Annotated in this window: 24 protein-coding genes; 18 read left to right on the forward strand and 6 right to left on the reverse strand. The window is 67.0% G+C overall.

What is annotated here, in order from left to right; genetic code table 11:
- Positions 1–114: 114 nt before the first annotated feature.
- Positions 115–801, forward strand: coding sequence for a VOC family protein (locus ACT4ML_RS01190; protein ID WP_444719222.1), 687 nt, complete (start codon positions 115–117; stop codon positions 799–801).
- A gap of 62 nt (positions 802–863) precedes the next feature.
- Here the strand turns inward: ACT4ML_RS01190 and ACT4ML_RS01195 are convergent, their stop codons facing one another.
- Together ACT4ML_RS01195 and ACT4ML_RS01200 are read right to left on the reverse strand one after the other, a co-directional pair.
- A complete protein-coding gene (locus tag ACT4ML_RS01195) occupies positions 864–1154 on the reverse strand; it encodes a DUF5779 family protein (RefSeq protein ID WP_138244265.1) in 291 nt (96 codons plus the stop codon).
- A gap of 273 nt (positions 1155–1427) precedes the next feature.
- Positions 1428–1883: a ferritin-like domain-containing protein gene (locus ACT4ML_RS01200; RefSeq protein ID WP_138244264.1), complete on the reverse strand. Its 456-nt coding sequence runs from the start codon at positions 1881–1883 to the stop codon at positions 1428–1430.
- A gap of 465 nt (positions 1884–2348) precedes the next feature.
- Between ACT4ML_RS01200 and ACT4ML_RS01205 the strand changes: the two genes are divergently transcribed.
- From ACT4ML_RS01205 to ACT4ML_RS01280, 16 genes are all read left to right on the forward strand, one after another.
- The gene (locus tag ACT4ML_RS01205) at positions 2349–3593 is read left to right on the forward strand and encodes a LeuA family protein (RefSeq protein ID WP_444719875.1); all 1245 of its coding nucleotides are present in this window, start codon (positions 2349–2351) and stop codon (positions 3591–3593) included.
- A gap of 326 nt (positions 3594–3919) precedes the next feature.
- A complete protein-coding gene (gene ilvB / locus ACT4ML_RS01210; protein WP_444719223.1) occupies positions 3920–5731 on the forward strand; it encodes a biosynthetic-type acetolactate synthase large subunit in 1812 nt (603 codons plus the stop codon).
- Entirely contained in the window at positions 5728–6390 is a 663-nt protein-coding gene (gene ilvN, locus ACT4ML_RS01215; RefSeq protein WP_444719224.1) for an acetolactate synthase small subunit, read from the forward strand. The genes ilvB and ilvN overlap by 4 nt, the downstream gene beginning before the upstream one ends.
- Entirely contained in the window at positions 6383–7441 is a 1059-nt protein-coding gene (gene ilvC, locus ACT4ML_RS01220; RefSeq protein ID WP_444719225.1) for a ketol-acid reductoisomerase, read from the forward strand. Before ilvN ends, ilvC begins: the two co-directional genes overlap by 8 nt.
- Before the next feature lie 9 nt (positions 7442–7450).
- Complete coding sequence (locus ACT4ML_RS01225; protein WP_444719226.1) at positions 7451–7741, forward strand: hypothetical protein; 291 nt, start codon at positions 7451–7453, stop codon at positions 7739–7741.
- Complete coding sequence (gene leuC, locus ACT4ML_RS01230) at positions 7738–9159, forward strand: 3-isopropylmalate dehydratase large subunit (RefSeq protein ID WP_444719227.1); 1422 nt, start codon at positions 7738–7740, stop codon at positions 9157–9159. Before ACT4ML_RS01225 ends, leuC begins: the two co-directional genes overlap by 4 nt.
- On the forward strand, positions 9156–9938 hold the full coding sequence (gene leuD, locus ACT4ML_RS01235; RefSeq protein WP_444719228.1) for a 3-isopropylmalate dehydratase small subunit: 783 nt from the start codon (positions 9156–9158) through the stop codon (positions 9936–9938). Before leuC ends, leuD begins: the two co-directional genes overlap by 4 nt.
- Before the next feature lie 189 nt (positions 9939–10127).
- A complete protein-coding gene (locus ACT4ML_RS01240; protein WP_444719229.1) occupies positions 10128–11042 on the forward strand; it encodes a DMT family transporter in 915 nt (304 codons plus the stop codon).
- A 61-nt stretch (positions 11043–11103) separates the two neighbouring features.
- The gene (gene leuB / locus ACT4ML_RS01245; protein ID WP_444719230.1) at positions 11104–12084 is read left to right on the forward strand and encodes a 3-isopropylmalate dehydrogenase; all 981 of its coding nucleotides are present in this window, start codon (positions 11104–11106) and stop codon (positions 12082–12084) included.
- 245 nt (positions 12085–12329) lie between these two features.
- Positions 12330–13094, forward strand: a complete 765-nt coding sequence (glpR, locus tag ACT4ML_RS01250) for an HTH-type transcriptional regulator GlpR (RefSeq protein WP_444719231.1) — start codon at positions 12330–12332, stop codon at positions 13092–13094.
- A complete protein-coding gene (gene pfkB / locus ACT4ML_RS01255) occupies positions 13091–13999 on the forward strand; it encodes a 1-phosphofructokinase (RefSeq protein WP_444719232.1) in 909 nt (302 codons plus the stop codon). The genes glpR and pfkB overlap by 4 nt, the downstream gene beginning before the upstream one ends.
- Positions 14000–14203: 204 nt before the next feature.
- Complete coding sequence (locus tag ACT4ML_RS01260; RefSeq protein WP_444719233.1) at positions 14204–15409, forward strand: PTS fructose transporter subunit IIC; 1206 nt, start codon at positions 14204–14206, stop codon at positions 15407–15409.
- A 36-nt stretch (positions 15410–15445) separates the two neighbouring features.
- Complete coding sequence (locus tag ACT4ML_RS01265) at positions 15446–15916, forward strand: PTS sugar transporter subunit IIA (protein WP_444719234.1); 471 nt, start codon at positions 15446–15448, stop codon at positions 15914–15916.
- The gene (gene ptsH1, locus ACT4ML_RS01270; RefSeq protein ID WP_138244251.1) at positions 15916–16209 is read left to right on the forward strand and encodes a phosphocarrier protein HPr; all 294 of its coding nucleotides are present in this window, start codon (positions 15916–15918) and stop codon (positions 16207–16209) included. Before ACT4ML_RS01265 ends, ptsH1 begins: the two co-directional genes overlap by 1 nt.
- A 4-nt stretch (positions 16210–16213) precedes the next feature.
- A complete protein-coding gene (gene ptsP, locus ACT4ML_RS01275) occupies positions 16214–17965 on the forward strand; it encodes a phosphoenolpyruvate--protein phosphotransferase (RefSeq protein ID WP_444719235.1) in 1752 nt (583 codons plus the stop codon).
- Positions 17962–18423: a PTS fructose transporter subunit IIB gene (locus ACT4ML_RS01280; RefSeq protein ID WP_444719236.1), complete on the forward strand. Its 462-nt coding sequence runs from the start codon at positions 17962–17964 to the stop codon at positions 18421–18423. The genes ptsP and ACT4ML_RS01280 overlap by 4 nt, the downstream gene beginning before the upstream one ends.
- 118 nt (positions 18424–18541) lie before the next feature.
- Here the strand turns inward: ACT4ML_RS01280 and ACT4ML_RS01285 are convergent, their stop codons facing one another.
- On the reverse strand, positions 18542–19522 hold the full coding sequence (locus ACT4ML_RS01285; RefSeq protein WP_444719237.1) for a class 1 fructose-bisphosphatase: 981 nt from the start codon (positions 19520–19522) through the stop codon (positions 18542–18544).
- Positions 19519–20301 (reverse strand): class I fructose-bisphosphate aldolase, encoded by a 783-nt coding sequence (locus ACT4ML_RS01290; protein ID WP_444719876.1) that lies wholly within the window; start codon positions 20299–20301, stop codon positions 19519–19521. Before ACT4ML_RS01290 ends, ACT4ML_RS01285 begins: the two co-directional genes overlap by 4 nt.
- A 211-nt stretch (positions 20302–20512) precedes the next feature.
- On the opposite strand from ACT4ML_RS01290, the gene ACT4ML_RS01295 reads away from it, so the two are divergent.
- On the forward strand, positions 20513–21595 hold the full coding sequence (locus tag ACT4ML_RS01295) for an alpha/beta fold hydrolase (RefSeq protein WP_444719238.1): 1083 nt from the start codon (positions 20513–20515) through the stop codon (positions 21593–21595).
- A 44-nt stretch (positions 21596–21639) separates the two neighbouring features.
- Here the strand turns inward: ACT4ML_RS01295 and ACT4ML_RS01300 are convergent, their stop codons facing one another.
- Together ACT4ML_RS01300 and dph5 are read right to left on the reverse strand one after the other, a co-directional pair.
- Positions 21640–22476 (reverse strand): hypothetical protein, encoded by an 837-nt coding sequence (locus tag ACT4ML_RS01300; RefSeq protein WP_444719239.1) that lies wholly within the window; start codon positions 22474–22476, stop codon positions 21640–21642.
- A gap of 99 nt (positions 22477–22575) precedes the next feature.
- Positions 22576–23349, reverse strand: a complete 774-nt coding sequence (gene dph5, locus ACT4ML_RS01305) for a diphthine synthase (protein ID WP_444719240.1) — start codon at positions 23347–23349, stop codon at positions 22576–22578.
- Between the last annotated feature and the right edge of the window lie 4 nt (positions 23350–23353).

The raw sequence follows: 23353 nt of genomic DNA on the forward strand, positions 1-23353 counted from the left end.
TTCGGACGCGGTTCCCGTTGGCGGCTCGGATATCGACCGCGAGCGCTCGCTCACGGGCCGTGCGGCGAACCTGCCGGCGACGCTTCTATGCACCCGCTTCGCGTACAGTAGGGCATGCTCTCCGGGCTGGCTTGGCTCGCCCTCGAGGCGAAGTCCCTCGAGTCGGCGAGGGAGTTCTACGAGGAGCGACTGGGGCTGACCGTCAGCGAACGCGGGGCGGACGAACTCGTCTTCGCGGCCGGCGAGACCGATCTCGTCTGCCGCCGCCCCGACGACCTCCCGCGGGGTGGTCTGCACACGCACTTCGCGTTCTCGATTCCCGAGGACGAGTACGACGACTGGTGGGACCGACTGGACGACGAGTACGACCTCGAGGAAGCCCAGTTCGGCCCCGCCCGATCGCTGTACCTGTACGATCCCGACGGCAACTGCGTCGAACTCGGCCAACAGGACGTGGCCGGTCCCGGAATCGACGGGATCTTCGAGGTCGTTCTCGAGGTCGAGAACCTCGAGCGCGCACGGGAGTTCTACGAGGATCTGGGCTTCGAGACCGTCGATACGGGCGACGACCGCAAGCGCGTGCGACTACAGGGGCCGATGGCCCTCGAGCTCTGGGAACCCCATCTCGGCATCGCCGACGCCCGCGGCGGCGTCCACGTCGACCTCGGGTTCGAGACCGACGATCCGAGCGCGGCGCTCGCGGCGGTCCGGGACCGGATCGACTCGCTCGAGCGGGAGACCGAGGCGGAAATCGTCGTCCGCGATCCGGACGGCCACTTCCTGACGTTTACCGCGCCGTGAGTGCCGTTCTCCGACGCCGGCAGCACTGACTCACTCCCGTTCGTCGCCGATTTCGAGTCCGCTCAGAGCCGTTCGGTACTCACGTCGACACCCGGCGGCGCGACGAGCAGAAAGCCCCGGAAGTGGACGAGGTTCCCGCCCGCTTCCTTGACGTCCCGCGCGAATCCGGCGGCCAGATCGTTGACGTCGCCGTCGACGTTCAGTACCAGCACGTTCCCCTTCGAGATCGCCTCGAGCCACTCGTCGGCCGGCGTCTCCCCGTCGAGAACGCCGAGGACGATGCTGCCCTCGATCTCGAGTTCGTCGTCGATGTGCTCCTCGACGGTCCGAAGGTCGAGGTCGAAATCGCTCATACGGGCTGGGTGGAAGCGGTACGAGAAAAACGTTCGCCTCCAACCTTTTGCACTGCGGTCTATCGCGAGCGAGGCGGGCTCGCCTCGCTCGCGATGTCCCTCGGCAAAAGGTTGATCAAAAGCCTCCTCCCTCCGTTCCGTCGCGCAAAGCGCGACTCCACATCAGTCGTCGGCCCGCTCGCTCACTGGCTCACGGTCTTCGACCGTTCGCCTTCCCGCGGCGCGAAGCGCCGCGCACCCGTTCGCTCGCGGTGGCTATCGAATGCGGACTACTCAATCCATCGGGAACTCCTTCTGGAACCCGCGGAACTCCGTCCGGTGGGCCTCCTCGTCGGTGAGGATCGTCACCGCAACATCCTCCGTGACGGGATCGTTCGCCTCGGTCGCGGCCTCGATCAGGGACCGGTAGGTCTCGATGGCGTCCTCCTCGGCCTCGAGGACCCCCTCGATGACCGACTGGACGTCGGTCGTGTCCTCGGGCGGCTGGAGGCTGTGCTGGTTGGCCTCGAACGACTCCGAGCCGGGCGGGGACTCGTCGAGCTGTTTCAATCGCTCGCCGATCATCTGGGCGTGGTCGAGTTCCTCCTGTATGTCCTCCTCGAGGCTCGTCTTCACTTCCTCGGCGTGAATGCCGTCCAGCACGATCGCGTTCGAGAGGTAGTTCATCACGGTCTCGAGTTCGTCGTTGTACGCCTCCGTCAGCAGATCGGTGATCTCGTCGGTCGTCATGCGCGCTCCCCTACCACGACCGGGCATAAAGTCCTGATACGCGCGCTTGCGTCGTCGTTCATGTCGCAGATCCGGGGCTCAGTCGACGTGTCGATACCGCAGCCTCGAGCGCGACCATCGAGTCTCGGCGACGATAACTGGCTGTCCGTCTTCGAATCACATCGAAATTGGACGATTTTTATTTCGGGGCGGGATTCGGGAAGCGGTACCGACCGAACGTCCACAGCAGAGCGCGCGCCAGCGCTCGAGCGAGCCGATTGGCCGTGAGTGGGCGATCATTCGCGCTCGAGACGCGGAATTCGCGCCGCTCGGCCGAATCGGACTAAACAATACTAGGATGTACGAGTCAATAATAGGCCGACGCCGTCCTTCGGTTTTCGAACCTTGATTATTGATAGTGAGTGTTATTAGATACCATGAATCGTCGTCGACAGCGGTAGCTTTATATATATCGTCGCACCTCGGATTCAGATACAATGTCTTCACAAGACAGCCCATCCTCTGATACCAATCAGGGGGGTCGAGTTCTTCCAGGGCACGTTAGATTCCACTGACGAAATAGAGTCAGCACGTGTCTTCGATACGACCCTCCGGGACGGCGAGCAGTCGCCCGGCACATCGTTTTCCTACGACGACAAACGGCAGATCGCGTCCATTCTGGACGACATGGGAACCCACGTCATCGAGGCCGGGTTCCCCGTCAACTCCGACGCGGAGTTCGAGGCCGTTCGTGATATCGCTTCGGCGACCAGTTCGACGACCTGCGGGTTAGCCCGCGTCGTCGACAAGGACATCGAAGCGGCCCTCGATTCCGGCGTCGAGATGGTGCACACGTTCGTCAGCACCAGCGACGTTCAGATCGAGGATTCGATGCACGCCACCCGGGAGGAAGTCGTACAGCGCGCAGTCGAGTCGGTCGAACGCATCAAAGCGGCGGGCGCGACCTGCATGTTCTCGCCGATGGATGCGACCCGAACCGACGAGGAGTACCTGATCGAGGTCATCGAAGCGGTCTCGGATGCGGGTACCGACTGGATCAACATTCCCGACACCTGCGGCGTCGCCACGCCGACCCGGTTCCGGGCCATGATCGAGAAGGTCTGTGCCCACACGGACGCGCAGATCGATGTCCACACCCACGACGACTTCGGACTGGCCACCGCCAACGCGCTGGCCGGCATCGAAGCCGGTGCGGCACAGGCGCAGGTGTCGGTCAACTCGATCGGCGAGCGGGCCGGCAACGCCGCCTTCGAGGAGTACGTGATGGCCGTCGAGTCGCTCTACCAGTGCGACACCGGGATCGACACGACGCGCATCACCGAACTCTCGAGCGTCGTCGAGGAGAAGAGCGGGATGGACACGCCGGGCAACAAGCCCGTCGTGGGCTCGAACGCCTTCTCCCACGAGAGCGGCATCCACGCCGCCGGCGTCATCGAGAACTCCGATACCTTCGAGCCCGGCGTCATGACCCCCGAGATGGTCGGTGCCGAACGCCGACTGGTCATGGGGAAACACACCGGGACCCACTCGGTCCGCGAACGGCTCGTCGAATCCGGGTTCGACCCCACCGACGAGCAGGTCCGTGCGGTCACCCGCCGGGTCAAAGACTACGGGGCCGAGAAGCGCCGTGTCACGGTCGACGACCTCGAGCGCTTCGCCGAAGAGGCCGATATCGAGCGTCAGCACGAGGAGGAGGAGGTGCGCGCCTGAGGGATGTCCTCCCCGTTTGCCACCGTCCGCGAGCACCGGGTATCGCGTTCGAGCGGTCGGACTCGAGTGACTCGTAAGGATTATGTCCCTCGAGAGAGCTACGTAGACAGTAATGACGGTCCGCGCTCCACTGTCGGCTCGCGTTCGCACGGTCGGCAACAGCGCGCTCGCTCCGATTCGTATTGTAGGGGCGTTCTAGCCCCATTTTCAGCACTTCGTAGCCCCGGACCCGAATTCGCGGTATCGTTCTCCGAGCGATCACCAATCCAGCAGATGACACACTACCGTACACCACCCGATCGCCTGCAAACGGCGGGAGACAACCGATGAGCGAACGCGCAGCAAAGGTCACGCCAGCGGACGACGAACAGGACGACGACCAAATCACCGACAGCGCCGCGCCCGATGCGGCCACCGACGCGGCGACCGAGTCCGAGACCACGACCGATCCCGTCACGACGGGTGCCGAATCCGTCGTGCGCGCACTCGAGAACGCGGGCGTCGAGTACGCCTTCGGCGTGCAAGGCGGGGCGATCATGCCCGTCTACGACGCGCTCTACGACTCGGACATCTACCACGTGACGATGGCCCACGAGCAGGGCGCGGCCCACGCGGCCGACGCCTACGGCATCGTCTCGGGCGAGCCGGGCGTCTGTCTGGCAACGTCGGGGCCGGGCGCGACCAATCTGGTCACCGGCATCGCCGACGCCGACATGGACTCGGACCCGCTGCTCGCGCTAACCGGGCAGGTTCCGACGGAGTTCGTCGGCAACGACGCGTTCCAGGAGACCGATACTACCGGCGTCACGACCCCGATCACGAAGGAAAACACCTTCTCGAGCGACTCGGATCGCGTCGGGAGCGACGTCAGCGAGGCGTTCGCACTCGCCCGCGAGGGTCGACCGGGGCCGACGCTGGTCGACCTGCCGAAAGACATCACGAACGGCGAGACCGACCGCGAGCCGGACGCTCCGGACGTGCCCGACACCTACGAGGTCCAAGAGCGGGCCGACGAGGAGATCGTCGCGGCCGCGGCCGAGCGGATCGAGAACGCCGACCGACCCGTCTTGCTGCTCGGCGGCGGCGTCATCAAGGGCGAGGCCAGCGAGGCCTGCCGGGAGTTCGCCATCGAACACGAGATCCCGGTCATCACCACGATGCCCGGCATCGGCTCGTTCCCCGAGGATCACGAGCTATCCCTCGAGATGGCGGGGATGCACGGCACCGGCTACGCCAACATGGCGATCACCCACTGCGACACGCTGATCGGCATCGGTACCCGGTTCGACGACCGGCTGACCGGCGGCATCGAGACCTTCGCGCCTGAGGCGGAGGTCATCCACGTCGATATCGACCCCGCGGAGATCTCGAAGAACATCTACGCGGACTACCCGCTGGTCGGCGACGCCGAAACGGTCGTCGAGCAGCTGTCCGACGCCGTCGACGAGTCGCCGGAAGCCAAGAAGTGGCGCGCGCAGTGCCAGCAGTGGAAGTCCGACTACTCGATGGCCTACGACGCGCCGGAAGACGAACCGGTCCAGCCGGAGTTCGTCATCGAGGCCTTGGACGAGGCCACGAGCGACCGCGCGATCGTCACCACCGGCGTCGGCCAACACCAGATGTGGGCCTGCCAGTACTGGACCTACACCGAGCCCCGCACGTGGGTCTCGAGTCACGGCCTCGGCACGATGGGCTACGGACTGCCATCGGCCATCGGCGCGCGGATCGCGGCCGACGACGATCAGGAGGTCGTCTGTATCGACGGCGACGGCTCGTTCCTGATGACGCTGCAGGGGCTGTCGGTCGCCGTCCGCGAGGACCTCGACATCACCGTCGCCGTGCTCAACAACGAGTACATCGGCATGGTCCGACAGTGGCAGGACGCCTTCTTCGACGGCCGTCACTCCGCGTCGGACTACGGCTGGATGCCCGAGTTCGACAAGCTCGCCGAAGCCTTCGGCGCGAGCGGCTTCCGGATCGACGACTACGACGACGTCGCCGAGACGATCGACGCCGCGATCGCCTACGACGGCCCGTCGGTGATCGACGTTCACATCGACCCCGACGCCAACGTCTACCCGATGGTGCCCAGTGGCGGCGACAACGGCCAGTTCGCACTCACGGAGGACCAGCTATGAAACGCGGACTCGAGGGACCTGAACCCGACGAGCGACCGTCCCCCGCGGGACGGCGCAACAAGCAGGGCATTCGCATCGACCCCGAGGTCGAAGCGACCCACGAGCCCCGCCGGACCGTCATCTCGGCGCTGGTCACACACGAACCCGGCGTACTCTCGGACGTCTCGGGACTGTTCTCGAGGCGGCAGTTCAACATCGAGAGCCTGACCGTCGGCCCGACCGAAGACGAGGATCGCGCGCGGATCACGATCGTCGTCGAGGAGCCCGACCCGGGGATCGACCAGATCGAGAAACAGCTGCGCAAGCTCGTGCCGGTCATCTCGGTCCGGGAACTCGAGCCCGACGCGATGCGCCGGGAGCTGGCGCTGATCAAGGTCGACGCCGAGCGCCCCGATCAGGTCGCCGCCGTCGCGGACATGTACGACGGGAAGACCGTCGACTCGAGTCCGGAGACGGCGACGATCGAAGTGACCGGTGCGCGTCAGAAGATCGAGGCCGCGATCGACACCTTCAGCCAGTTCGGTATTCGGGAGATCTCCCGGACGGGGACGACGGCGCTGGCCCGCGGCACGGACCGAACGGCCGCGCCCAGTTCGACAGCACAGCCCGCCGACGAGGCGAACCACGACGACCAATACACACCAGCAGACGATGACTGACGACTTCACCACCGACATCTACTACGACGACGACGCAGACGTATCGACGCTCGACGACGAGACCGTGGCCGTGCTGGGCTACGGGAGCCAGGGCCACGCCCACGCGCTGAACCTCCACGACAGCGGGGTCGACGTGGTCGTCGGCCTGCGCGAGAGTTCGTCCTCGCGATCGGCCGCCGAGGCCGACGGGCTGACCGTCGAGAACCCCGCCGACGCGGTCGCACAGGCCTCCTACGTCTCCGTGCTGGTCCCCGACACCGTCCAGGCGGACGTCTACGAGAACGCCATCGAGCCGAACCTCGAGGAGGGTGACACACTGCAGTTCGCCCACGGCCTGAACATCCACTACAACCAGATTCAGCCCCCCGAGGGCGTCGACGTGACGATGGTCGCGCCGAAGAGCCCGGGCCACCTCGTCCGCCGCAACTACGAGAACGACGAGGGGACCCCCGGCCTGCTGGCGGTCTATCAGGACACGACCGGCGACGCCGAAGAGCGCGCCCTCGCGTACGCGAAGGGGATCGGCTGTACCCGCGCCGGCGTCATCGAGACGACGTTCCAGGAAGAGGTCGAGTCCGACCTCTTCGGCGAGCAGGCCGTCCTCTGTGGCGGTGTCACCTCGCTGGTCAAGCACGGCTACGAGACGCTGGTCGACGCGGGCTACTCGCCGGAAATCGCCTACTTCGAGTGTCTCAACGAGCTCAAACTGATCGTCGACCTGATGTACGAAGGCGGGAACATGGAGATGTGGAACTCCGTCTCCGACACCGCCGAGTACGGCGGTCTCACCCGCGGCGACCGGATCGTCGACGAGTCGGTTCGGGAGAACATGGAAGAGGTCCTCGAGGAGGTCCAGAACGGCGAGTTCACGCGCGAGTGGATCGTCGAGAACCAGGCCGGCCGGCCGAGCTACAGTCAGCTTCGGAACGCCGAGCAGAACCACGACATCGAGGAGGTCGGCAGCCGACTGCGCGACCTCTTCGCGTGGGCCGACGAAGACACAGAGAGTGAAGACGAAGACGAGTCCGTCCAGGTGCAGGCGGACGACTAACGAAAGCACATGAGCGAGACCGACGACACAACGGAGACGATGGCCGACGTCAGCCACACCAACCCCTACACGGGAGAGACGGCCGGTCGGCTGTTCAGCCGCGGGCCGACCGTCGTCGCCGACGGCGGGGAGTCGGCTGCGACCGAAGCCAGCGCAAACGGGCGCACAGAGACGGACGAAACGATGCGTAGCGTCGACCACACGCCGCCGAAACAGGCCGACGACGCCAACCGCGTCTTCGAGCGCGGCACCGAACACGGTCGCCGCGCCGAGCGCGACACCGTAGGAGACGAGAAATGAGTCAGGGCACGCTATACGACAAGGTCTGGGATCGACACAAAGTAACCCAACTGCCGACCGGACAGGATCAGCTGTTCGTCGGGCTCCACCTCATCCACGAGGTGACCAGCCCGCAGGCGTTTGGGATGCTCCGCGAGCGCGACCTCGAGGTCGCCTACCCCGAGCTGACCCACGCGACGGTCGACCACATCGTGCCGACGGCCGACCAGTCCCGCCCCTACAAGGAGGACGCGGCCGAGGAAATGATGGCCGAACTCGAGGCGAACGTCCGCGAGGCGGGCATCGAGTTCTCGGACCCGACGACGGGCGATCAGGGGATCGTCCACGTCATCGGTCCGGAGCAGGGCATCACCCAGCCCGGCAAGACGATCGTCTGTGGCGACTCCCACACCTCGACTCACGGCGCCTTCGGCGCGCTCGCGTTCGGGATCGGAACCTCCCAGATCCGCGACGTGCTCGCGACGGGCACCATCGCCATGGAGAAACAGAAGGTCCGCAAGATCCAGGTCGACGGCGAACTCGGCGACGGCGTCGAAGCGAAAGACATCATCCTCGAGATCATCCGCCGACTCGGCACCGAGGGCGGCGTCGGCTACGTCTACGAGTACGCCGGCGAGGCTATCGAGTCGCTGGGGATGGAGGGTCGGATGTCGATCTGTAACATGTCCATCGAGGGCGGCGCTCGCGCGGGCTACGTCAACCCCGACGAGACCACCTACGAGTGGCTCGAGGAGACCGACTACTTCCAGGAGAACCCGGAGACGTTCGAGAAACTCAAGCCGTACTGGGAATCCATCCGGAGCGACGAGGACGCCGAGTACGACGATGTCGTCCACATCGACGCGAACGAACTCGAGCCGGTCGTCACGTGGGGGACCACGCCGGGACAGGGGATCGGCATCTCCGACCCGATTCCGGAGCCGGAGTCACTCGCCGACGAGAAACAGGACACGGCCCGCCGCGCACAGGAACACATGCGCGTCGAGCCCGGTGACACGATGGAGGGCTACAACATCGACGTGGCCTTCCTCGGGTCCTGTACGAACGCCCGCCTGCCGGACCTGCGACGCGCCGCCCGGATCGTCGAGGGCCGCGAGGTCGCCGACGACGTCCGCGCGATGGTCGTCCCCGGCAGTCAGCGCGTCCAGAAAGCGGCCGAGGAGGAAGGACTCAAAGACACCTTCGAGGAAGCCGGCTTCGAGTGGCGCAACGCCGGCTGTTCGATGTGTCTGGGCATGAACGAGGACCAACTCGAGGGCGACGAGGCCTGTGCCTCCTCCTCGAACCGGAACTTCGTCGGCCGCCAGGGATCGAAGGACGGCCGCACGGTGCTGATGAACCCGCGGATGGTCGCCGCCGCGGCGATCACCGGGGAAGTCTCTGACGTGCGCGATCTGAAGGAGGTGAATCTGGCGTGACCCGCGAGGACGAGCGAAGCGAGTCCTCGGAACGAGCGAGCGGGCGGATGCCCGCGAGCGACGCCGAGGTTCGGGAGGTCCGAACCGACGGCGGAGACGAAGTCGAAATTCCCGAAGTTAACTACGTGTCCGGCTCGGGCGTTCCGATCCGGGGCAACGACATCGACACCGACCAGATCATCCCCGCGCGGTTCATGAAGGTCGTCACCTTCGACGGACTGGGCGAGTTCGCGTTCTTCGATCTGCGGTTCGACGACGACGACAACCAGAAAGAGCACCCGTTCAACGAGGACCGCTTCCAGGACTCCTCGGTGATGGTCGTCAACAGCAACTTCGGCTGTGGCTCCTCCCGCGAGCACGCCCCCCAGGCACTGATGCGCTGGGGGATCGACGCGATCATCGGCGAGAGCTTCGCCGAGATTTTCGCGGGCAACTGTCTGGCGCTCGGTATTCCGACCGTGACCGCCGACAGCGAGACGATCGAGGAATTGCAGGACTGGGTCGACGCAAACCCCGACGGCGAGATCGACATCGATGTCGAGGCGGAGACGGTCACCTACGGCGTTCCCGAATCAGACGATTCGGGAGCCAATCAGAACTCGGAGAGTTCTGATGCTGGACAGACGATCGACGTCACCGTCGACGACGCCCAGCGCAAGGCGCTCGTCGACGGCGTCTGGGACACGACGGCGCTGATGAAGTCCAACGCCGGCGCAGTCCGCGAGAAGGCTCGAGAGCTGCCGTACGTCGACGACGCGGCGATTCCCGAAGCCGAATAACTCGCTCGACCCCTTCGAGATTGCCGTTTTCCCCTTGTACTGGACCTATCGCCAGAGACATCGCAGTCGGCCGTTCGTCTCGCAGTCCTCGCTCGAGCGGTCGGATTCGAGCGCCCCGCTATCACACCGGAAGCGGCAGATCCGTGCCGACACCGCTACCGCTTTCGGCACCAGTCCGCAACGTCAGGTATGTCTCGGAACCGCGACGTGGCGATGTTTCTGTTACTGGCCGTGCTGTGGGGCTTTTCCTTTCCGGCGATCTCTATCGGTCTCGAGTCGCTCCCGCCGTTGCTCTTCGCCGCCGCTCGGTACGATATCGCGGCGTTGCTGTTGCTCGCCGCCGCGGTCGTCCGGGTCGACAACTGGCGGCCGACCGCGCGGAACGACCTCGCGGCAGTCGCGGGCGGGGGCGTCTTCCTCATCGCCGGCAACGGCCTGCTCTTCCTCGGCCAGCAGACGGTCCCCAGCGGTGTCGCCGCGATCCTCCAGGGGCTGGTGCCGGTCATCACCGCGCTGTGGGCGATCCCCCTGCTGGGCGAGCGCCTCTCGGGGCTCGGCACCGCCGGTGCCGCGATCGGCTTCCTCGGCGTCGGCCTGATCGTCCAGCCCGATCCGGGGAACCTGCTCGCGGGTGACACCGCCCCGAGACTGCTCATCGTCGGACAGGCCTGTAGCGTCGCGCTCGGCGGCGTCCTGATCCAGCGAGCCGGCCCGACCCTGGAGCAGTTGCCGCTGGTCGGCTGGTCGATGCTCGTCGGCGGCCTCGTCTTGCACGCCGTCAGCTTCGGCGCGGGCGAGGTTCCCAGCGCCGATCTCGTCGGTCCCGTCTCGGTCGGGGCGCTGCTCTACCTCGGTGTCTTCGCGACCGCGATCGCGTTCATGATCTACTTCGCGATCCTCGAGGAACACGGCGCGTTCGAGGCGGCGCTGATCGGCTATTTGGTACCGATCGTCGCGACGATCGCCGGCGTCGTCTTACTCGACGAGTCGATCGGCGCGCTGACGGTTGCCGGCTTCGTGCTGGTCGCCGCGGGCTTCGGGCTGCTCAAACGCCGTGCGATCGCCGACGCGGTAGGGTTCTCGACGGGCGTCGGAAGCCCCTGAATCGGGCGCGAGCGATGACGGTATCGATACCCTCTTTTCGGGCCCACGTCGATGGGTGTGTATGACTCACGAAATCGCCGTCATTCCGGGCGACGGGATCGGACAGGAAGTGACACCCGCCGCGGTCGCGGTCCTCGAGGCCCTCGAGATCGACTTCGAGTTCGTCGAAGCCGACGCGGGCGACGCGGTGAAAGAAGCGACCGGCGAAGCGCTGCCCCAGGAGACCTACGACCTCGCTGCGTCGGCCGACGCGACGCTGTTCGGTGCGGCCGGCGATACGGCGGCGGACGTCATCCTGCCGCTCCGGACGGCCGTCGATTCGTTCGTCAACGTCCGCCCCGCGAAGGCGTATCCGGGGATCGACGCCGTGCGTCCCGAGACCGATCTGGTCTTCCTGCGGGAGAACACCGAGGGCGTCTACGCGGGCCACGAGGATCGACTGACCCAGGACGTTTCGACGCTCACCCGCGTCGTCACGGAGTCGGCCTCCGAACGGCTCGCCGACTTCGCCTGCGAGTACGTCTCGGGCGACGACCACGACGGCTTCACCATCGCCCACAAGGCGAACGTCATGCGCGAGACGGACGGACTCTTCCGCGATACGGTCCGGGACGTGGCCGAGGCGAACGGCGTCGAAACCGACGAGGTGCTGATGGACGCCTTCGCGACGCGGGTCTGTCTCGACCCCGAGCAGTTCGACGTGGTCGTCTGTCCGAACCTCGCGGGCGACGTGCTCTCGGATCTGGCGGCCGGGCTCGTGGGCGGCCTCGGTCTCCTGCCCTCGGCCAACATCGGCCCCGACCGCGCGCTGTTCGAACCCGTCCACGGCACCGCGCCCGACATCGCCGGCGAGGGGATCGCGAATCCCGCCGCGACGATCATCTCCGCCGCCATGCTCCTCGAGTACCTCGGCTACGACGCGGAGAGCGACCGCGTCCACGAGGCCGTCGAGGCGACGCTCGAGGACGGGCCGCGAACGCCGGATCTGGGCGGCGACGCCTCGACCGAGGACGTGACGGAAGCGATCATCGACCGACTGTAACCGCCCGGCGCGAGTTCCGCTCAGTTTCGGTGCCGGCTTTCGGTCCGGTTCCGAGGTCTGTTTTCGAGTCCGGCACCGGCCCAGGTTCGCGTTTCGTTTTCGCCCGCCGTCGTTTCGCGCTGCCTGTTGCCGACGAGCGAACGCGATCCGTCCCGCGATCGTTCTATGCAAACAGAAACGATCGCATAGATCGGCATAAACAAATAAAACCGTGCAGACCCGAGACGGTATCGAAGACGATCCCCATGTTACCCGAACAGCGGAAGCGGAAGATCGTCGAACTCGTCTCGGATCGGGACGGCTGCTCGGTCGACGCGCTCGCCGACGAGCTCGGCGTGTCGAAGGCGACGATTCGGCGTGACCTCGACGAGCTAGAGGACGAGCGACTGATCGAGCGGTCCCACGGCGGGGCCGTACCGGTGACGGCGGTCGGCCGCGAGCAGACCTACGGACAGAAGGAGGTCCAGAACCTCGAGGCGAAAGCCGCGATCGGTTCGCGGGCGGTGACGGAGATTCACGACGGTCAGGTCGTCTTCTTCGACTCGGGGACGACCACGATGCAGGTCGCGATGCAGGTGCCGACGGACATCTCCTTCATTCCGGTGACCAACTCCCCGCTGCTCGCGCTCGAACTCGGGAAGGAGGCGACCGACGTGAAGCTCACTGGCGGGACGCTCCGCCACCGGACGCGGGCGCTCGTCGGCCCGAGCGCGGAGGCGTTCATGGAGCGAACGAACTTCGACCTCCTCTTTCTCGGAACGAACGCCCTCTCCGACGACGGGAGCCTGACGACCCCCAACGAGGACGAAGCCCGTATGAAACAGCTCATGGTCGAGAGCGCCGAGCGCGTCGTGCTCGTCGCCGACGAGACCAAGTTCGGAGAGCGGAGCTTCGCCCAGTTCGCCACCCTCGAGGCCGTCGACGTGCTGGTGACCGACGCCGAACCAACCGGTGAACTCGCCGAGACGTGTTCGGCGGCCGACGTGACTGTCGGGGTGGAGGCCGGATGATCGCGAGCGTCACACTCAACCCGGCAGTCGACTACACGGTCGAGTTGCCGGACGCGCTCGCCGACGGCGCGATCGCGCGCGCCGACGAGTACCGCTACGACGCGGGCGGCAAGGGGATCAACGTCTCGAAGTACCTGACGGCGCTCGGCGTCGACACCGTCGCGACCGGCCTGGCCGGCGGCCGGCTCGGGCGGTTCCTCCGGGACGAGCTGTCGACGGGCGGGATCGCGACCGATTTCGTCGAGATCGAGGGCGAGACCCGGCTGAACACGACCGTCCTCACGGCCGACGGCGAGTACAAGATCAACCAGAACGGCCCGCGGGTCTCGGGGGTCGCGATCGAGACGATCGGTGACCGACTGCGCGAGTACGACCCCGAGACGGTGGTCATCGCCGGCAGTCGCCCGAAGGGCGTCGGCCCCGATGCCATCGATCGGCTCGCCGACGCCGGACCCTGGGAGACGGTCGTGGACGTCGACGGCGCGACGCTCTCGGAACTTGACGGGGAGTATGCGCTCTGCAAACCGAACCTCGAGGAACTCGCGGCGGCGACGGGAACCCGGATCGACGGCGTTCGGGACGCGCTCGCGGCCGCCGAGGCCCTTCGGGCGGACGGCTTCGAGCGCGTCGTCGCCTCCCTCGGTGACGAGGGCGCCGTGATGGCGACCCCGGAGCGGCACCTCCACGCGCCCGCGAGGAACGTCGACGTGGTCGATACCGTCGGCGCCGGCGACTCCCTGTTGGCCGGCGTCCTCGCCGCGTACACGCGCGGCGAGTCGGCCGCTCAGGCGCTCCGATCCGGCGTCGCGGTCTCGTCGCGCGTCGTCTCCGTCTCGGGGACGCAGGTCCCGTCGCTGACCGACGTCAGCACTGAGCGGGACGCGATCGCGGTGTCGACGTACTGATCGAGCGCGATTGCATCCGATCGAACCGATCGGTGTGACCGACGGTGACGCAACCAATTGTACTCCTCCCGTACTGACCGCCTCGACGCGTCCCGTCCGTCTCCGCCCGCGACTTAATAAGATAAGTTTCGGTAAGAAACAAACATACTCGAAACTATTTTGCCACAGAGATGCGAATGTTTCGCTATAGCGTGTTAGATAATAATGAACGATAGGGTAGCAAACGGACTTCGCACGCACCTCACGTCTGTGAAAGAGGACCTGATGACGGGCGTATCGTTTATGATCCCGTTCGTGACGATCGGCGGGATCTGCCTCGCGCTCGCGTTCATGGTCGCCGAGCTGCCAGAGACGGTTCTTGGAATCACGGTGCCCGGCGCCGGAGCGACCACCGAGACCGTCTTCGAGGACACGGGGACCCTTCCGTGGTACCTGGCTCAGATCGGCGACCTCGGACTAACGATGATGATCCCCGTACTGGGCGGATACATCGCGTACGCGATCGCGGACAAACCCGGACTCGCACCCGGATTCATCCTCTCGTGGGCGATCCAACAGGAGGCGATCATCGAGGCCGCCGGTCTGGTCATCGGGTTCGAAGCCGAGGGGGCGACCGCCGGCTTCCTCGGCGCGATCGTCGCCGGCCTGCTCGCGGGCTACGTCGCCCGCTGGATGAAGGGTTGGTCGGTGCCGTCGGTCGTCTCGCAGATGATGCCGATCCTCGTGATTCCCGTCTTCACAACGCTGTTGCTCGCGCCGATCGTCATCCTCGGACTCGGCGTCCCGATCGCCATCCTCGACGACGCGCTGACGTCCGCCCTCGAGGGGATGCAGGGGTCGAACGCCATCCTGCTCGGGGCGATCCTCGGCGGGATGATGGCAGTCGACATGGGCGGCCCGGTCAACAAGGTCGCGTACGTGTTCGGGACCGTTCTCGTCGGCGAGCAGATCTTCGCGCCGATGGCCGCCGTGATGATCGGCGGGATGGTCCCGCCGCTCGGCCTCGCGCTCTCGAACTTCATCGCACCCCAGAAGTACGCCGCGGAGATGTACGAGAACGCGAAGGCGGCCGTGCCGCTCGGCCTCGCGTTCATTACGGAGGGGGCGATTCCCTACGCCGCCGCCGATCCGCTCCGGGTCATCCCGTCGGCGGCCGTCGGCAGCGCGACGGCCGGCGCGGCCGCGCTCTGGCTCGGGGTGACGATGCCGGCGCCCCACGGCGGCATCTTCGTCATGTTCCTCTCGAACAGCCTCTGGCTGTTCCTCGGCTGCATCGCGCTCGGGACGGCGATCACGGCCACGGTCGCCACGTTGATCAAGCCGGACTACCACGAGCGAGTCGCCGGCGCCAAACCCGCAAAGTCCGTGACGGACACCGGACAGACGAACGCAGGACAGATAAACGACTAACGCCACGATGGCCGATACCACCACAGCGACCAGACGATGACTCAAACCGAACCCGAAATCGACACCGTACTGACTCCCGAACTGATCACGCTCGAGGAACCGCCCGCGGAGAAGGCGGCCGCGATCGAGTTCCTGCTCGATCGCGCGGTCGACGCCGGCCGCGTCACCGACCGCGAGGCGGCCCTCGAGGCGCTGCTGGCCCGCGAGGAAGAGACGACGACCGGCGTCGGCATGGGAATCGGCATCCCGCACGCGAAGACCGACGCGGTCGCCGAGCCGACCATCGTCTTCGCGCGCTCCTCGGCCGGCATCGACTTCGACGCGATGGACGGCGAGCCGGCGACGCTGCTGTTCATGCTGCTCGTCCCCGCCGAGGGCGGCGAGGACCACCTCGAGCTCCTGAGTTCGCTCTCGCGGGCCCTGATGCACGACGACGTCCGCGAGCGCCTCCACGAGGCCGACTCGAAGGCGGCGATCGAGGAGACGATCACGGAGGCGGTCGCGTGATGGAGCGCACCGTCACCGTGGTCCCCGAGGACGGGCTCCACGCGCGGCCGGCTGCGACGTTCGTCGAGACGGCGACCGAGTTCGACGCCGACGTGCGGGTCGCCCCGGCCGACGGGGACGATCCGGTCGACGCCGCGAGCATGCTCGCCGTGACCAGCCTCGGCGTCGCCAGCGGCGAGGACGTCCGGCTGATCGCGGAGGGCGACGACGCCGAGGCGGCGCTCGACGACCTCGAGGAACTGCTCTCGACGCCCGAGACCGAGTCCGCGGCCGAATCGAGCTCGGGGACCTGAACCGATGGCTGCCAACGAGACCGCACCGCGATCGCACGATGGAACCGGCGTCACGCCGCTGTCCGGCGTCGGCAGCGCCGTCTGGTACGATCCGAACGCCGACCTCGAGCTCGGCGAGCCGCCGGCGGCCGAGACGGTCGATCCGGACGCCGAACGCGCGCGGTTCGAAGACGCCCGCGACCGCGCCCGAACGGAACTCGAGCGCGAACGCGAGCGGACCGCCGAGCGCGTCGGCGAGGACGAGGCGGCGGTGTTCGACGCCCACAAGCAGTTCGTCGACGATCCACAGATCGTAGACGGCGTGGAAGCGGCCGTCGACGACGGCCTGCCCGCCGAACACGCGGTCGACGCCGCCTTCGAGGACCCCATCGCGCAGTTCGAGGGGATGGACGGTCGGATGGCCGAGCGCGCCGACGACCTCCGCGACGTGCGGGACCGACTGCTGCGGCTGCTCACCGACGCGGATCGCGTCGACCTCGCCTCGCTGTCGACGGGTTCGGTTCTCCTCGCCGAACGCTTGACGCCGAGCGACACCGCACAGCTCGACTCCGAGCGCGTCGCCGGCTTCGCGACGATCGAGGGCGGGCGGACCTCCCACGCCGCGATCTTTGCCCGCTCGCTGGGAATCCCCGCCGTCGTCGGCGTCGGCGACGACCTCGAGTCGATCGACGACGGGGCCGACGTGCTGGTCGACGGGGAGGACGGCGCGGTGATCGCCGACCCGACGCCCGACCAGCGCGAGCGCGCGGCCGCAGGTCGCGACGTCGAGGTTCGCTCAGAGCCGGTCGCGACGGCCGACGGGCGCTCCGTCGAGGTCGCGGCCAACGTCGGTACCCCCGCGGAACTCGAGGGCGCCGTCGCGCAGGGCGCGGACGGGATCGGCCTCTTCCGGACCGAGTTCCTCTTTCTCGACCGCGAGGCACCGCCCGACGAGGACGAGCAGTTCGAGGTCTACCGCGAGGCGCTCGCGGCGTTTCCCGAGGGGCGGGTCGTCGTGCGGACGCTCGACATCGGCGGCGACAAGCCGATCCCGTATCTCGACATGCCGGACCCGGAGAACCCGTTCCTCGGCGAACGTGGGATCCGGCGATCGCTCGGGCCCGACGCCGACCTCTTCGAGACGCAGTTGCGCGCGCTGCTCCGGGCGAACGCGGCCGAACCGGGAACGCTCTCGGTGATGTTCCCGATGGTCGCGACTGTGTCGGAGCTCGAGGCCGCCCTGGAGACCGTGGCGTCGGTCGCCGACGACCTCGCGTCCGAGGGACTCGACCGCGAGGTGCCGGAGCTGGGCGTGATGATCGAAACGCCGAGCGCGGCGCTGACGGCCGAGGCGCTCGCCGAACGCGTCGACTTCCTGAGTATCGGGACGAACGACCTTACGCAGTACGTGATGGCCGCGGCCCGGGAGAACGACCGCGTCGCCGAGTTGCACGATCCCTGCGAGCCGGCCGTGCTCCGGGCGATCGAGCGCACCGTCGCGGCCGGCCACGCGGGCGACGCGTGGGTCGGCATGTGCGGCGAGATGGCCGGCGATCCCGACCTGACCGAACTGCTCGTGGGACTCGGGCTCGACGAGCTCAGTATGAGTGCCGTAACGATCCCCGACGTAAAGGCAAATATCGCGGCGGTCGATACCGCGGACGCCGAGACGCTCGCCGATAGCGCGACGGACGCGGCCGCGAGCGCCGCCGTCCGCGAGCGCGTAGCGAACCGCGATTCAGATTCAGATCCAGACCCAGATTCCGAAACACCATGAAATTCGTCGCAGTCACGTCCTGTCCGACCGGTATCGCACACAGCCAGATGGCAGCAGAGAACTTAGAGCAGACGGCCCAAGCGAACGGCCACGAGATCGACGTCGAGGTCCAGGGTGCCATGGGCCAGGAGAACGAACTCTCGAGCGAGGCCATCGAGGCGGCCGAGGCAGTCATCATCGCCGCGGACACCGCCGTGAACCAGGACCGCTTCGCGGACATGCCGGTCGTCAATGCGCCGGTAAAAGAGGCCGTCAACGACGCCGACGGGCTCCTCGAACGCGCGATCGAGGAGGCCGACGGTGCGACCGCGACGGCGACAACCCCGAGCGAGCCGGGAGTGGAGACCGACGTCGCCGCCGGCACCGACGGCGACATCGAGGGCTCGAGCGACTCCGTGAAACGCGGCGGCGACCCCTCGAAAGGGCTGTTCGCCCGGCTCAAGCGGCTTCTTTCCTAACGACGATCGTTTCGGTGCGTTTGCTCTGTTCTCCGCCCGCACAGTCCGCTCGATCGCTCCGGGTGCGAGCGCGTCGACTTGGTATCGAAACTCGGTGCAGTAATCGAAGTCGCACTCGTTACTCGGTCCCGAGGACGGATTCTATCTGGCCGATCGGCTCCGGTGAGCCGACGAAGACCGGCACGCGTTCGTGCAGACCGTTCGGGTCCCGCTGTCGGAGCCGGTTCGGTGCCGTGTCTGTATCGGCCTCACCCCCGGCCGTGGGACCGTCGATCGCTCGGCCGCCGGCAGTCTCGACGACGTGTGCGATCGGATTCGCCTCGTACTGCAGGCGCAAGACACCGTCCGGTCGGCGATCCGTGCCCGGATAGCAGAGCACCCCGCCGTGTTCGAGGAGCGTCACCACGTCGGCGACTGCCGCGCCGCAGTACCGCAACCGTCGCTCGGCGCGGAACGAATCGAAGAGATCCAGCAGGGTCGGCGACAGGTCGTCGCGGCGGCCGGAGTAGCCACAGACGCCGTCGATCTCGTCGCCGGCACCGTCCGCGACACGCTCGCTCGCGAGAGAGACCCGGTGTGGATCGGTTCGCTCACCGTCCTCGTCGACCCGATACCGAACCACGTCGCCGTCGGCCGCGACGGTCATCGTGACAGTCGGCCCGAAGATCACGATTGCGCTCGCGACGAGGTCGGTGCCGCGGGCCGGCAGCGGCGCGTCGTAGATCCCCAGGACCGTCCCGATCGGGGCGTTCGCGGCGAGGTTGTCCGAGCCGTCGAGCGGGTCGATGGCGACGCCGTACCCGTCGCCGCAGTCGAGCGCGTCGGTGCGTTCCTCGCTCGCGTAGGCGCCGACCGCCTCGAGCGACGCGATCGCCTCGCGAAAGCGGTCGTCGAGCCATCGATCGGCCGCCGACTGATCGTCGCCGGTCGGGTTGCGTTCGTCGGTCGCCCGGTCGTCGTCACCGCCAGTGGCGGCGGGAGCCGTAGCGGCGTCGCGGTGACCGCGCAGACGCGGCAGTTCGGCGGGCACGTCGGCAGCGACCGCCGCGACCGCGTCCAGGATCGGTTCGTGGTCGGCGTCCGAATCGACCACGGTCATAGCGCGCCGTCAGCCGACGCGCCCTCGAATATCACTTGCTCGAGGGCGTCGAGGATCCGTTCGGGGTTCTCTCGCTGCCAGACGTTTCGACCGACGGCGAGCCCGCCCGCACCGGCGTCCATGGCAGCTTCGACCGTCGAGAGGAACTCGTAATCGCTCGTCTTCGACCCGCCGCTCAGGACGACCCGGACGTCGCCGGCCGCGTCGACCGCGTGTGCGAGCGCCTCCGGACTGCGCGGGTACTTCACCTTCGCGATGTCGGCGCCCAACTCGAGTCCGATCCGGGCCGCGTAGGCGATGACCTCGGGACTGCGGTGTTCCTTGATCGCCTGGCCGCGCGGATACGACCACATGGCGACGGGGAGGTCGTGCTCGCGCGCTCGTTCTTGGACCGCGCGGAACTCCTCGAACATCTCCGGCTCGCGGTTCGTGCCCGGGTAGACGGTGTAGCCGATCGCGTCGGCGCCGGTCTCGACGGCGCTTTCGACCGACCACGTCCGCGGCGAGTACGGTTCTCCCTCCCAGAGGCTCGAGGTCCCGTTACACTTCGCGAGCAGGGCTACGTCGTCCTCGTAGGAGGGGTAGTACGTCTCGGCGAGTCCCTTCTGGACGGCCAGCGCGGTGACCGCGTCGTGGGTCGCCATCTCGAAGACCGTCTCCGGATCGAGCCGATCCTCGACGCCCTCGAACGCCGTCGGCCCGTGCTCGAGGCCGTGGTCGTGGGCAAGGATGAGCGATTTCCCGTTTCGACTGATCGGTGTCTCGTCGAACGCTTTCATGTCTCGTCCCATTCGAACCCAGTGATGAATTGTTTTCGAATATGATTGTTTCCGATCGATACTATCGAATTAAGGTCGACAGTGTTCACTGAGTGACATCGGCCGTGACCGATCCCGAATCCGGGAGACGGGAGTAGCCATCGCGTTCGAACCGACGCCGGTTGTGAAAGCAATCCCGACACCTATCACACTCGCCGTGATTGGGGCTGGTATGCCTCGGGACGACACCCTCGCTGGCGTCGACTCGCGAACCGTCGAAACCGACCGCCTCGAGACGCACTACCTCGAGTCCGGCGGCTCCGGTCGAGCCGACGAGGGCGAAACCGTCGTCTTCCTCCACGGCAACGTCTCTTCCTCGCGGTTTTTCGAGGACGTGATGGCGGACCTCTCGAGTCGTCACCGAGCGATCGCGCCCGATCTGCGGGGGTACGGCGATTCGGAGACGAAACCGGTCGACGCGACGAACGGGCTCGGCGATTTCGAGGCCGACCTGCACGCGCTAGTGACCGAACTCGACCTCGCGCGCCCGTTCGTTCTCGTCGGCTGGTCGAACGGCGGTGGGGTCGCGATGCGGTACACGATCGATCACCCCGAGGCCGTCTCCGACCTCGTCCTCGTCAACCCCCTCTCGCCGTACGGATTCGGCGGCACGAAAGATGTCGACGGAACGCCCTGTTTCGACGACTACGCGGGTTCGGGCGGCGGAATCGGCAACGACGACTTCGTCGCGGGACTCGCCGACCGCGACCGGAGTGTGGAGGGCCAGACGTCCCCGCGAAAGGTCCTCCGAACCTACTACGTCGACCCGACCCACACGTTCGACGACGACCGCGAGGAATCGTACCTGACCGGGATGCTCGATACGGCGACCGGCGACGAGAACTATCCGGGCTCCTCGAACCCGAGCGATAACTGGCCGGGTATCGCCCCGGGCGAAACAGGTGTCAACAACGCCATCTCACCGAAGTACTGCGAGCTCGAGGCGATCACCGAGATCGACCCCGACGAGAAACCGCCGATCACGTGGATCCGCGGCGAGGACGACCAGATCGTCTCGAACGCCTCGCTGTTCGATCTCGGCACGCTCGGACGGATGGGCGAACTGCCCGACTGGCCCGGCGAGGACGTCTTCCCGCCCCAGCCGATGGTCGACCAGACCCGCGCGGTCCTCGAGACCTACGCCGACCGCGGCGGCGAGTTCGAAGAGGTCGTCTTCGGGAACACGGGCCACACGCCCCACGTCGAAGTCCCCGGGGACTTTCTGGATCGCCTCGAGTCAGTCGTGGACGGCTGAGGCCGGACCGGGCATGACCGCCGCGATTCGCAGGCTCGTTTCGCCTACGACCTCGCGTTTTGCGCCGGGGTCGCGTCCGCTGCTCGCTCTTCCTCTGCTTCGTCGGTCGCACCCTCGCTCCGCATCGATCGCAGCGTCGATAGTCCGCGCTTCCGGGTCACGCCCTTCGAGATTCTGACGCCGTCGAACGTGCCCTCCCATCGGTCGTCGCTCGCGCCGAGGTGATCCATGTAGTACGCGAAGGCGCCGAGCCACAGGAGTGCGGCCGTGAGCGCGAGGAAGGCGACCGCCGAGACGACGGGCGACGGACCGAGCGCACCGACTGCGATACCGGCGACGACGTAGACGAACGCGGCGATCACCATGAGGACCGTGATCGTCGCGAACATGTCGTTGACCGCCGTCACCCGGGCGTTGTACTCGATCCACCGCCCGTAGCTCCGGAGCAGTCGCACCTCGAACCGGTCCGCGTCGGCCGCGGGATCGGTTCGAGCCGTCGCGAGCGCGGCGTCGACCGCATCGCCGTCGATGCCGCCCCGGAGGTTCGAGGCCGTGTACGTCACGCCGGCGAGCCCTGTCGAGACCAACAGGAGGAGCGCGCTGGCGATCGTAAAGGAGTTGATGAAGGGTGCGACATCAAGCTCGGTCTGGACGACGATCGAACCGCCCGTAACGACAAGCCCGATCAACAGGAGGTTCGCTTTCAGGATCTCGATGGCCTTCTCGTCGATCTCCCGTACGCGCTCGACCTGATAGTCGAACGTCGTCCGAAGCTCCTCGCGGGCCAACTCGAACGTCTCCCGATCGAAGTCGCCCCGCTCGTCGGCTCTGTCTGCCCCGTCGAGGCGAGCCGCGTCGTCCGTGACCTCCGGACCGCTCATGGGCCACCCTTTCCCGCCCCGGCCGTAAATCTGCCGGCGTTCGTTTTCGAACGGAATACCGTCTCGAGGCGGAGAGGGGCGACCGTCGGCTCGACGGCCTCAGGCGATTCGGAGGCTCTCTCGGTCCGCACCGGCCAGTTCGACCAGCGCGTCGGCCTCGAGCAGGTGACACTCCCCCGGAACGACGAGCAGGTGCAGCGGATCCCCGAACTCCCGGTCCGCGAGTTCGGACATGGTTCCGGCCTCGACGAGCGGGTCGGGACTGCCCGCGCGGGCGACGACGACGCCCGCGAGGTCGGGGTACTCCTCGGCGATCAGTTCCGCACCGACGTCGGCGGTCATGTACTCCTCGCGCTCGGCCTTAATGTCGAGGTAGACGACGGTGTGTAGTCCGTCGTCCTGATTGTCGTCGATCGTTTCGGTCACGCTCGCGGGGAGCCCGTCCGCGCCGTGGGCGTAGGGAAACGGCAGCGTCGTCGCTTTGCCGAACCGGTAGTTCTGTAGGCCCGTCAGCGAGCTGGTGGCGGTCTGGGCGGTGACGCCGTGGATCACGCGCGTCTCGATCCCGCGGTCGTGAGCCCGCAGCCGCAGGTCGACGTGGGTCGTCGAAATCATCGTATCTCCGGCCGTCAGGAAGGCGACGTCCTCGGTTTCGGCCGCCGCGAGCATGTCGTCCGGTTCCTGTTCGACGCCCGCGCGGTCCCGGACCTCGATCTCGATGTCGTGGGCGGCCTCGAGGTCGTCGACCGTCGTGCCGATCAGTTTGCTGGTGTAGAACTCGGCGTAAACGCGGTCGGCCGCCTGCAGGGCGTCCCGCCCCTCGACGGTAATCGAGCGCTCGTCGTAGAGACCGAGGCCGATGAAGGTGAGCATAGCC

It is taken from the genome of Natrinema sp. LN54 (assembly GCF_052439245.1).
GTDB lineage: Archaea > Halobacteriota > Halobacteria > Halobacteriales > Natrialbaceae > Natrinema > Natrinema versiforme_A.